An 11,682-nucleotide genomic window follows, 5' to 3' on the forward strand; every position below is an offset into this window, starting at 1 on the left:
CGGTGCGGTTCAGGAAATATGGACCGCATCGGCGTTCTGTTTCAACCCAAGCAGCCCATTGTGTCCTACAGTGGAAGTTGTCATGGTGGCGCCCCCGCTGCGATCGGCGCGAAATCGCGGATAGGTACGGGGCTGCACCACCCGCATGAAACGAAGGGAATCCCACATGGCTCGGATTGGCGAGAGCACGGATCTGCTGAAGTGTTCTTTCTGCGGAAAGAGCCAGAAGCAGGTTCGGAAGCTGATTGCCGGCCCCGGCGTGTACATCTGCGACGAGTGCATCGAACTCTGCAACGAGATCATCGAAGAGGAACTCGCGGAAGTATCGGATCTTGGCAGTTTCGAGTTGCCCAAGCCGCGGGAGATCTTCGACTTCCTCCAGGAATACGTCATTGGCCAGGAGCCCGCGAAACGCTCCCTCGCCGTCGCGGTCTACAACCACTACAAGCGCATCCAGGCCGGCCACGCGCCGAAGACCGGCCTCGGTGAAGGCGGACACCATGAAGACGTGGAGATCGCCAAGTCCAACATCCTGCTGATCGGCCCCACTGGCTGCGGCAAGACCTACTTGGCACAGACCCTGGCCCGTCGCCTGAACGTACCCTTCGCCGTCGCCGACGCCACGGCCCTGACCGAAGCCGGATACGTCGGCGAAGACGTCGAAAACATCCTGCTCAAGCTCATCCAGGCCGCGGACTACGACGTCAAGAAGGCCGAACAGGGCATCATTTACATCGACGAGATCGACAAGATTTCACGCAAGAGCGAGAACCCGTCCATCACGCGGGACGTGTCCGGCGAAGGCGTGCAGCAGGCGCTCCTGAAGATCCTCGAAGGCACCGTGGCCTCGGTTCCGCCGCAGGGCGGACGTAAACACCCGCACCAGGAATTCATCCAGATCGACACCACCAACGTCCTGTTCATTGTGGCCGGTGCTTTCGCCGGGCTCGAGGACATCATCGGATCGCGGTCCGGCCGGAAGGGCATCGGCTTCGGGGCCCCGCTCAACGAAGTCAAGGACAACGCGGACAGCTACGGCGAGGTGATGCCGGAGGATTTGCTCAAGTTCGGGCTCATTCCCGAATTCATCGGACGCCTGCCTGTGATCACCACCGTGTCCAACCTTGACCGCTCCGCGCTCATCCAGATCCTTTCCAAGCCCAAGAACGCCCTGATCAAGCAGTACCAGAAGATGTTCCAGCTGGACGGCGTGGAGCTTTTGTTCGACGACGACGCCCTTGACTCGATTGCCGACCAAGCCCTTGAACGTGGCACGGGAGCCCGCGGCCTGCGCGCCATCATGGAGGAAGTGCTGCTGCCGGTCATGTTCGACCTGCCCAGTAGGGACGACATCGCCAGCGTCGTCATCACTGCCGACGCCGTGAACAAAAAGGGCCAGCCCACCATGATCGCGCACGAGGTCATTGCGAAGCGTCGGAATAAGTCCGCCTAGCCTGAGGTTGGCATCATTGGTGCCGGACACCGTTTTCGTCCGGCGAGCCGCGCCCCCTTACGCCTATCGAAGGAGTTCCCTGTGCCCGAGCAGACCGCCAACAAGGTTGATTTCTGGTTCGATCCCATGTGCCCATTTGCCTGGGTGACATCCCGCTGGATCGGTGAAGTGGAAGACGTGCGGGGGATCGAGACCAACTGGAACGTCATGAGTCTCTCTGTCCTCAACGAAGGCCGCGAGCTGCCTGCCGAATACACCGAGAAGATGAAGCTGGGCTGGGGACCTGTCCGCGTCATCATTGCCGCCCGCGAGCTGCACGGAGACGAGTACATCAAGCCACTGTACGACGCGATGGGTTCCCTCATCCATCACGAAGGCATCAAGGATTTCGCCGAGGTCATCTCCAAGGCACTGGCTGAAACCGGCCTGCCGGCCGAATTGGCCCGCTTCGCCGATTCCGAGGAATACGACGTCCAGTTGCGTGCCAGCCACGAATCGGGGATCTCCCTGGTGGGCCAGGACGTCGGCACCCCCGTGGTCGCCGTCAACGGCACGGCCTTCTTCGGCCCTGTCCTGACCCGCATTCCCCGTGGCGAAGAAGCCGGCCGGATCTGGGACGCCACCGTCACCTTGGCCGGCTACCCGCACTTCTTCGAGCTCAAGCGCAGCCGCACGGAAAGCCCGGAATTCAACTAGCCTGAATTCAGCCGGCCTGAATCCAATTAGCCCGGGCCGCGGCGGTCGTTTGAGCCGCAGGCGCGGCTATTTCAGGAAACGCGACGTTCTACGGTCCGCCAGGATCTTTCCGTTTGTCTGGCAGCCAGGGCAATACTGCAACGCGGTGTCGGCAAAGGACACTTCGCGGATGGTGGTCCCGCACACGGGGCAAGGCTGACCCGCCCTGCCGTGGACCCGCATGGTGTTCCGCTTCGTGTCCTTGAGTTCGTTTGAGGCTTTCCCGACGGCGGCGGCCACTGCCGCACCCAGGACACTTTCGATGGACTCATAGAGGACCCGCGTTGTGTTTTTGTCTAGCGATTTGGCGATCGCGAACGGTGAAATCCGGGCTGCGTGAAGGATCTCGTCGCTGTAAGCGTTGCCGATGCCCGCGATGACACTTTGGCTCCGAAGGAGTCCCTTGATTTGGTGCGCGCTCGTGGAAAGGATTCCGGCCAGGGTTTCTTCCGTGAACGCAGGGCTCAGAGGGTCTGGACCGAGTGTCGCGATCCCGGGAACGTCCAAGGGGTTGTGGACCACGTAGACGGCCAGGCTCTTCCTGGTTCCGGCCTCCGTGAGGTCCACGCCGACGTGGGTTGAGCCGTCGCTCTTGGTGAAGCCGAGCCTCGCGGCAATGTTGCTCCCGCCCATCCGTAGCTGGGTCTGCGATGGCTGCTCCGTGTAGCGGAGCCACCCGGCTTTGGCGAGGTGGAAGATGAAATGGATGCCCTCGGCGTCGAGGCTGACGAACTTTCCGAAGCGTTCCACTCCGACGATCTTGCGACCCTCGAGGGCCGAGTAAGGGGGATCGGCTGTCTTTAGTACGGCAAAGGAGGTGATCTGGATCTTCGTCAGTTCGGCACCGAGAAGATTCCTGCCCAGGAAGGCAGTCAGCCCGGCCACTTCGGGAAGTTCTGGCATAGCAACACTGTGCCACAAAGCGCCCAGCCCCAGAACCCCGGAGGCCCGCCACGTGGCGCTCGAATTACATACCAGTAGTTCGTGAAGAGGGCTTGTGCTGGCCAGGGAGCGGGTCAAGAATAGAACTTACCCACTTCGAAAGAAGAGGGACACGGAAACCAGAGATTCAGTGATATGTATCTGACGCAGCCTTCGGCAAAGTTGGATGCAAGCTACCAGTGACGAGGTAGGAAGACCTGAAAGTCCGAGGATTCCGCCAGACTGCCAAGACGTCATCAGGCAGCCGAAAAGTCGAAGCCCCACCAACGGCTAAACGCTGATGGGGCTTCCCCTTTGCCCGGAAACTCCCGGGCGGCGCCGGAAACTCCCCGGCTCTCCTAATCCCGGAACTACGCTTGAGCGGGCTCCTCGGCAGGTGCCAGGACCACGTCGCTCACCGTGAGTTCGCCGTCGCTGGCCACCAGTGAGATCTCCTGTGCGTTGGCCGCGGCCTTCAGGTCTCCCAGTCCGGCTTCCAGCTGTGCGACAAACGACTCGGTAGCGGTGATGGTGGCCGAGAGGACTTCGGTGCGCTGCTTGACTTTGGCCTCGGACTTGGCCTTGCGGATGCCGCTGAGCGCGATGCCGACGGTGCCCAGCATGGTGGTGTCGCCGTCGACGATTTCCACGGCTGCCGGCCACGCCGCGCGGTGGACTGAACCCGTGCGCCACCAGCTCCAGACCTCTTCGGTGGCGAAAGGCAGGAACGGCGCGAACAGGCGCAACAGCGAATCCAGCGTGGTGGCAAGGGCAGCAAGGACGGATGCCTGCTCAGTCTCGCCGGCAGCACCGTAGGCGCGGTCCTTGATGAGCTCCACGTAGTCGTCCGTGAACTGCCAGAAGAACGATTCGGTGATCTGCAGGGCGCGGGCGTAGTCGTAGTTGTCGAACGCCTTGGTGGACTGGGCAACGACGTCGGCCAGTTGCGCCAACAGTGCCCGGTCCAAGGGGTTGGTCAGGGGTCCCCACGCGGGCGTTTTTTCCGCGTGGGGGAGACCAACCCCGGGGGTGGTCAGGACGGACAGGTCCGCGCCGACAACCGAGTTCTCCGTGGCGCCCAAGTTCAAGACGAACTTGGAGGCGTTGAGCAGCTTGATGGCCAGGCGGCGGCCGATCTTCATCTGGGCGATCTCGTAGGCGGTGTCCGCGCCCAGCTTTGCCGAGGCGGCCCAGTACCGGACGGCGTCGGAACCGAATTCGTTCAGGACGTCGGTGGGAACAACCACGTTGCCCTTGGACTTGGACATCTTCTTGCGGTCCGGGTCCAGGATCCAGCCCGAGATGGCGGCGTGCTTCCACGGCGCGCTGTTCTGCAGGGCATCTGCCCGGACAGCCGAGGAGAATAGCCACGTGCGGATGATGTCGTGGCCCTGCGGGCGGAGGTCGAAGGGGTAGACCTTGCCGAACAGATCCTCGTCACGGCTCCAGCCGCCCACGATCTGCGGAGTCAGCGAAGACGTGGCCCAGGTATCCAGGACATCCGCGTCACCGATGAAGCCGTTGGGCTGCTCGCGCTGGGACTCGTCGAAGCCGGGGGCCGCGTCCGCCGCAGGGTCTACGGGAAGGGACTCGTCGGACGGCAGGATGGGGTTTTCGTAGTCCGGGTTGCCCTGGCCGTCCAACGGGTACCAGACGGGGATCGGCACGCCGAAGAAGCGCTGGCGCGAAACGAGCCAATCACCGTTCAGCCCGGAGATCCAGTTCTCGTAGCGGGAGCGCATGAAGGACGGGTGGAAGTCGATCTCGTGTCCGCGCGCGATCAGCCGTTCGCGGCGGTCCTCGTCCCGCCCGCCATTGCGGATGTACCACTGGCGCGACGTGACAACTTCAAGGGGCTTGTCGCCCTTCTCGAAGAAGTTCACGGGGTGGGTGATCTTCTTGGGCTCGCCATCGAGCAGCTCGGCGGCAATGAGAAGCTCAACCACCGTCTCCTTGGCAGAGAACGCCGTCTTGCCGGCGATTGCAGCGTAGGCTTCCTTGCCGGCGTCGGTGGTGATCCACTCAGGTGTCTCGGCGATGATGCGGCCGTCGCGGCCCATGATGGCGCGGGTGGGCAGCTGCAGCTCGCGCCACCAGGTGACGTCAGTGAGGTCGCCGAAGGTACAGACCATGGCGATGCCGGACCCCTTGTCCGCCTTGGCGAGCGGGTGGGCTTTGACCTCGAGCTCGACGTCGAACAGGGGCGACCTGACGGTCTTGCCGAACAGCGGCTGGTAGCGCTCGTCGTCGGGGTTTGCCACCAATGCGGCGCAGGCGGCGAGCAGTTCCGGACGCGTTGTCTCGATGTAGATCTTCTCGCCGTCGGCGGTGAAGAAGGGGTAGCGGTAGTACGCGCCGGCAACTTCGCGGTCCTCCAGCTCGGCTTGCGCGACGGCGGTACGGAACGTCACGTCCCACAGGGTGGGGGCCTCGGCCATGTAGGCGTCACCGGCGTTCAGGTTGGCGAGGAAGGCACGCTGGGACACCGCACGGGAGGTGTCGTCGATGGTGCGGTACGTCAGGTCCCAGTCAACGGACAGTCCGAGTGTCTGGAACAGGTTCTCGAAGACCTTCTCGTCCTCTACGGCGAGTTCCTCACAGAGTTCGATGAAGTTCTGGCGCGAGACGACGTCGAAGTCGCGCTGGTTCTTCGCCGGCTGCGCCGGTGGGCGGTACTCCGCGTTGTAGGGAATGGCGGGATCGCAGCGGACACCGTAGTAGTTCTGGACGCGGCGCTCGGTGGGCAGCCCGTTGTCGTCCCAGCCCATCGGGTAGAAGACGTTCTTGCCGATCATGCGCATGTAGCGGGCCTGGACATCCGTCTGCGTGAACGAGAACATGTGGCCCACGTGGAGCGAACCGGATGCGGTGGGCGGGGGAGTGTCGATCGAGTAGACCTGCTCCCGGGTGGTGTCCGGGTTGAACTTGTAGGTTCCTTCGTCCAGCCAGCGCTGCGTCAAGGCAGCCTCAAGGCCTTCAAGGGCCGGCTTGTCGGGAACGTTGATGGGGGCGGTGGCGGGCGTGTCTGTACCCTGCGTTGATTCAGCCATGGGCCAATTGTTTCATGGCGCCCTTTGTTCCGTGGCACGCGGACGTGCAGTAGCATGCGGGCCATGACCGAACTCAAGGATGTTTTGGCTATCAAGCGCATCTATGACGAAGCTGCCGACGACGACGGCTACCGGGTTCTGGTGGACCGGCTCTGGCCGCGGGGGGTATCCAAAGAACGCGCCCGATTGGATCTCTGGCTCAAGGAGATCGCGCCCTCGCCGCCGCTGCGCACGGAGTTTGCCCATATGAAGGAGCGATTCGAGGACTTCCGCCGCTCTTACGAAGCCGAACTGGAACAGAATCCCGCGGTGGAGCAGATGCTGGAGCTGGCCGCCGGGAAGAATCGTGTGACGCTGCTCTACGGCGCCAGGGATCCTGAAGTAAATCACGCCCGCGTGTTGCTGGAGTTCCTGCTGGCAGCCGGGGCGGCAGGCGAATGACTACGCCGCAGCATCCGCGCTTTGCGCGGGCCTACGCCCGGGCCGTTCCTGCGATAAACCTCCGCGGCGGCAACGAGCACCGGCGCAGCTTGCTGTCCGACCTCCGGGGCCGCGTCGTCGAGGTCGGCGCCGGCGAGGGCTCGTCGTTCGGCCTGTACCCGGCCACCGTGGAAAGCGTCCTCGCGGTTGAGCCCGATGACTACCTCAGGGGGCTTGCTCGAGCTAAGGCCCGGCTCGCGGCTGTACCGGTCACGGTTGTTCCAGGAACCGCCGAGAACATTCCGGCGGCCGACGGTGAGGCGGACGCCGTCGTGGTCAGTCTTGTCCTCTGCAGCGTCGCGGACCAAGCGGCCGCGTTGGCGGAAATCCGCCGCGTGCTTCGGCCCGGCGGAACCTTGGCGTTCTACGAGCATGTCCGCTCGGACAAGAGGCTTCCCGCAGCCGTCGAGGATCTGCTCACTCCGGTCTGGCAACACATGGCCGGAGGCTGCCATCCCAACCGCAATACCCTTCAGGCGATCGGCGACGCCGGCTTCCAGGTGCTGCAGAGCGAGCGTTTCGGCTTCTCTGCCGGACCGCTGTCCCCGCCGATCGCCCACATTCTTGGCCGTGCGGTTTCTCCCGGTGAACCACGTTAGGGTGGTGCCATGACTGAGGAAGTACAGACGAAGACCGCAGTAGTGACCGGCGCCAGCACGGGAATCGGCGAAGCCACAGTGCGGGCCCTCACCGCAGATGGATGGAAGGTATTCGCCGTCGCCCGCCGTGCGGAACGGCTCGAGGCACTCGGCGCCGAGAGCGGCGCTGTGCCGTTCGCCGCGGATATCACCAATGACGACGACGTCGCGGCCTTGCTCTCGGCCGTCACCGAGGCAGGGGGAGCGGACACGCTCATCAACATTGCCGGCGGCGCACGGGGTGCGGACACCCTGGCCAATGCGCAGACCGAAGACTGGGACTGGATGTACCAAGTCAACGTGCTCGGCACCCTGAAGCTGACCCGGGCCTTCCTCCCGATGCTGCGGGCCAACGGCGAGGGCACAGTCTTGAACCTGACGTCGACCGCGGGATTCACGGCCTACGAGGGCGGCGGCGGGTACAACGCGGCCAAGTTTGCCCAGCACGCCATGACCGGCGCCCTGCGCCTGGAGGAAGCCGAGAACAACATCCGCGTCATCGAGGTGGCGCCAGGCCTCGTCCACACTGAGGAATTCGCGCTCAACCGCCTCGGCGATGCCACAGCGGCAGCCAAGGTGTACGCCGGCGTCGAGAAGCCGCTCACTCCCGAGGACGTCGCCGACGTCGTCAAGTACGCGGTCTCTGTGCCACACCACATCAACCTGGACGAGATCATCGTCCGCCCGGTGGCGCAGGCTGCTACCCACAAGTTGATCCGCAAGGGCTGAGTTTCCCGGCGTCGCGTGCCCCATGCCCTCAAGTGGAGCTCGCGGCGCCGCTGCCGCTAGACTTGTGGCACAAGCTTTGACCCGGACATCACCGGCGAGCTTCCGGAAGAACGCCCCCGCCACCACGGGAGTCAGTAGAACCGGACGGGTAAGCCCGTCATAGCAGCAATGAGCGGCCGACGCCGGAACAGCTCCCCTCAAAGGAGCTGCCCCAGCGGCGGTAAGTGAGGTGGTACCGCGGTACTGGCGCTGTTGGAAACAACGCAGCCGGCGCCGTCCTCGCATCCTGAATGAAACTTTGTGTTCACCGGCTCAACCCAGGATGAAGAGATGACGTATTACCCCAAGGCCTCCGCGGCATTTTCAGGCACAGCTCCGTCCGGCACTTCCACAGGGGTGTCCGCCTCCGTTAAGTTCCCTGAGATCGAAGAGCGCATCCTCAAATACTGGGATGAAGACGGCACCTTCCAAGCCAGCATCGACCAGCGCAGCGCTGATCTGCCAGGTGGGCACCCCGGCAGCAACGAGTTCGTCTTCTACGACGGTCCTCCCTTCGCCAACGGACTGCCCCACTACGGGCACCTCCTGACCGGCTACGCCAAGGACCTGGTGGGCCGCTACCAGACCCAGCGCGGCAAGCGCGTCGAACGGCGCTTCGGCTGGGATACCCACGGCCTGCCCGCCGAACTCGAAGCCATGAAGCAACTGGGCATGACGGACAAGACCCAGATCGAAGCGATGGGCATCGACAAGTTCAACGACGCCTGCCGTGCCTCGGTTATGAAGTACGCGGACGAATGGAAGAGCTACGTCACGCGCCAGGCACGCTGGGTGGACTTCGACAACGACTACAAGACCCTCAACGTCGAGTACATGGAGTCTGTTCTTTGGGCTTTCAAACAGCTCCACGAGAAGGGCCTCACCTACAACGGGTACCGCGTCCTGCCGTACTGCTGGAAGGACGAGACGCCGCTGTCCAACCATGAGCTGCGCATGGATGACGATGTCTACAAGAACCGCCAGGACCAGACCGTCACGGTGACCTTCCCCATCAAAGCGGGGGAGTCGGAACTCTCGAAGTCCCTTGAAGGTGTGCAGGCGCTCGCGTGGACCACGACCCCCTGGACGCTGCCCACCAACCTGGCGCTCGCCGTCGGGCCCGACATCTCTTATGCGGTGGTTCCGGCCGGTCCCAACGGCATCAAGGCAGCCTCCCCGGAGGCGCCGGTAACGGGCAGCTTCCTGCTTGCCGCCGATCTGCTCGGCACCTACGCGAAGGATCTTGGGTACGGTGATGGTGCCGACGGCGTAGCTGCCGCCACCGCCGCTGTCACGGCCAGCTACACCGGCACCGAGTTGGCCGGCCTGGAGTACGAGCCCCTGTGGGACTACTTCTCCGACACCGAGAAATACGGCACGCAGAACGGCTGGCGTTTCCTCGTGGCGGACTATGTCACCACCACTGACGGTACGGGCATCGTCCACCAGGCCCCGGCTTACGGTGAAGATGACCAGAAAGTCTGCGAGGACGCGGGAATCCCCGTGGTCCTTTCGGTCGACGAAGGCGCCAAGTTCCTCCACCTGTTTGCACACGGGCCCCTCGCTGAAATCTCAGGGCTGCAGGTGTTCGATGCCAACAAGCCGATCACGCAGGCACTGCGTTCCGGCGGCCGCTTGGTACGCCAGGCCAGCTACGAACACAGCTACCCGCACTGCTGGCGCTGCCGCAACCCCTTGATCTACCGCGCCGTGTCCTCCTGGTATGTGGAGGTCACCAAGTTCAAGGACCGGATGTCCGAACTGAACCAGGAGATCAACTGGATCCCGGGCAACGTCAAGGACGGACAGTTCGGCAAGTGGCTGGCCAACGCCCGCGACTGGTCCATCAGCCGCAACCGCTACTGGGGCTCACCCATCCCGGTGTGGCAGTCCGATGACCCCGAGTACCCGCGCACGGACGTTTACGGCTCCCTCGCCGAGATGGAGGCCGATTTCGGCCGCCTTCCGGTGAATAACGAGGGCCAGGTTGACCTGCACCGCCCGTTCATCGATGAACTCACCCGGCCCAACCCGGACGACCCTCGCTCCCCTGAAGAGGGCCAGTCCACCATGCGCCGAGTCGAGGACGTCCTTGACGTCTGGTTCGACTCGGGCTCCATGCCCTACGGCCAGGTGCACTACCCGTTCCAGAACGAGGAATGGTTCGACACCCATAACCCTGCGGACTTCATCGTCGAGTACATCGGGCAGACCCGTGGCTGGTTCTACATGCTGCATATCCTGTCCACGGCCCTCTTCGACCGGCCCGCCTTCCGCAATGTGATCAGCCATGGCATTGTCCTGGGCTCCGACGGGCAGAAGATGTCCAAGAGCCTGCGCAACTACCCGGACGTCTCCGAGGTCCTGGACCGCGACGGCTCCGACGCCATGCGCTGGTTCCTGATGTCCAGTCCTATCCTGCGGGGCGGCAACCTCGTGGTCACCGAACAGGGAATCCGCGACGGCGTGCGCCAAGTCATCCTGCCGCTGTGGAACGTCTACAGCTTCTTCACGCTGTACACGAACGCCTCCAATGGTGGCGCCGGCTATGACGCCAAGCTGCGCTACAACGGTTACACAGACACAATGGACCAGTACCTGCTGGCAAACACCGGGGACCTCGTCCGCAACATCACCGCCAGCTTGGACGAGTACGACATTTCCGGAGCCTGCGATGAACTGCGCAGCTACTTGGACATGCTCACCAACTGGTACGTGCGCCGCAGCCGGCAGCGTTTCTTCGACGAGAACGCCGACGCTTTCGACGCCCTCTACACGGCGCTCGAAGCCGTCTGCCGCGTCTCTGCATCGCTGCTTCCCCTGGTTTCCGAGGAGATCTGGCGGGGCTTGACCGGGGGCCGCTCCGTCCACTTGGCGGATTGGCCCGAGGCCGCACTGTTCCCCGCAAACCCGGAGCTCGTGGAAGCCATGGACCGGGTCCAGCAGATCTGCTCCGCCGGTTCCAGCCTTCGCAAAGCCGCCAACCTTCGCGTTCGCCTGCCGCTGCAGGAGCTCACGGTCGTGGCACCCGGCGCGGATGCGCTGGAAGGCTTCGCCGGCGTCGTCGCGGATGAACTGAACCTGCGGTCCGTCCGGCTCCTCGACGCCGCCACGGCGTCGCCGGAGGAATTCGGCATCGAGCAGAAGCTCGTCGTCAATGCCCGCGTGGCAGGTCCGCGACTGGGCAAGAACGTCCAGCAGGCCATCAAGGGTTCCAAGTCCGGCGACTGGTCTGTTTCCGATGCAGGAGTGGTCACGGCGGGCGGCCTCGAGCTGGAACCGCAGGAGTACACGCTCGAGACTGTCGTTGCGGAATCGGCTGGCGGTTCGTCCGCGGCCGTCGCTGTCCTTCCGGGCGGTGGCTTCGTGGTCCTGAACACCGAGGTCACTCCGGAACTGGCCGCCGAAGGCCTGGCCCGCGACATGGTCCGCGCCATCCAGCAAGCACGCAAGGACGCAGGACTCAACGTGAGCGACCGCATCCACACCACGGTCCTGGCCGTCCACGACGTCGTTGACGCCCTGCGCGCCAATGAAGAGCTGGTCAAGACCGAAACCCTGTCCCTCAAGCTCGATCCCGTCGTCTCCGGCGACGCGGCCGAGCCGCAGATCACCGTTACCAAGATCGAGGCCTAGT

8 protein-coding genes are annotated in these 11,682 nt (G+C 63.8%); 6 read left to right on the forward strand and 2 right to left on the reverse strand.

Annotated elements, in window-relative coordinates:
* Positions 1-166: 166 nt before the first annotated feature.
* Together clpX and ABEA18_RS15385 are read left to right on the forward strand one after the other, a co-directional pair.
* Positions 167-1,453: an ATP-dependent Clp protease ATP-binding subunit ClpX gene (gene clpX / locus ABEA18_RS15380; protein ID WP_059389365.1), complete on the forward strand. Its 1,287-nt coding sequence runs from the start codon at positions 167-169 to the stop codon at positions 1,451-1,453.
* Between the two features lie 126 nt (positions 1,454-1,579).
* Positions 1,580-2,149, forward strand: a complete 570-nt coding sequence (locus tag ABEA18_RS15385) for a mycothiol-dependent nitroreductase Rv2466c family protein (protein ID WP_345450508.1) — start codon at positions 1,580-1,582, stop codon at positions 2,147-2,149.
* A gap of 66 nt (positions 2,150-2,215) precedes the next feature.
* On the opposite strand, the gene ABEA18_RS15390 is transcribed toward ABEA18_RS15385, so the two are convergent.
* Together ABEA18_RS15390 and valS are read right to left on the reverse strand one after the other, a co-directional pair.
* Positions 2,216-3,091: an Fpg/Nei family DNA glycosylase gene (locus ABEA18_RS15390; protein WP_345450428.1), complete on the reverse strand. Its 876-nt coding sequence runs from the start codon at positions 3,089-3,091 to the stop codon at positions 2,216-2,218.
* 389 nt (positions 3,092-3,480) lie between these two features.
* Positions 3,481-6,159: a valine--tRNA ligase gene (valS, locus tag ABEA18_RS15395; protein ID WP_345450430.1), complete on the reverse strand. Its 2,679-nt coding sequence runs from the start codon at positions 6,157-6,159 to the stop codon at positions 3,481-3,483.
* Between the two features lie 63 nt (positions 6,160-6,222).
* Between valS and ABEA18_RS15400 the strand changes: the two genes are divergently transcribed.
* The 4 genes from ABEA18_RS15400 to ileS all read left to right on the forward strand — a co-directional run bounded on the left by ABEA18_RS15400 (position 6,223) and on the right by ileS (position 11,681).
* Positions 6,223-6,600 (forward strand): DUF488 domain-containing protein, encoded by a 378-nt coding sequence (locus ABEA18_RS15400; protein ID WP_345450431.1) that lies wholly within the window; start codon positions 6,223-6,225, stop codon positions 6,598-6,600.
* Positions 6,597-7,238, forward strand: coding sequence for a class I SAM-dependent methyltransferase (locus ABEA18_RS15405; protein ID WP_345450433.1), 642 nt, complete (start codon positions 6,597-6,599; stop codon positions 7,236-7,238). The genes ABEA18_RS15400 and ABEA18_RS15405 overlap by 4 nt, the downstream gene beginning before the upstream one ends.
* A gap of 9 nt (positions 7,239-7,247) precedes the next feature.
* Positions 7,248-8,006, forward strand: a complete 759-nt coding sequence (locus tag ABEA18_RS15410) for an SDR family oxidoreductase (RefSeq protein ID WP_345450435.1) — start codon at positions 7,248-7,250, stop codon at positions 8,004-8,006.
* 330 nt (positions 8,007-8,336) lie between these two features.
* Entirely contained in the window at positions 8,337-11,681 is a 3,345-nt protein-coding gene (ileS, locus tag ABEA18_RS15415) for an isoleucine--tRNA ligase (protein ID WP_345450510.1), read from the forward strand.
* Position 11,682 lies beyond the last annotated feature (1 nt).

It is taken from the genome of Arthrobacter gyeryongensis (assembly GCF_039543785.1).
Taxonomy (GTDB): Bacteria; Actinomycetota; Actinomycetes; order Actinomycetales; family Micrococcaceae; genus Arthrobacter; species Arthrobacter gyeryongensis.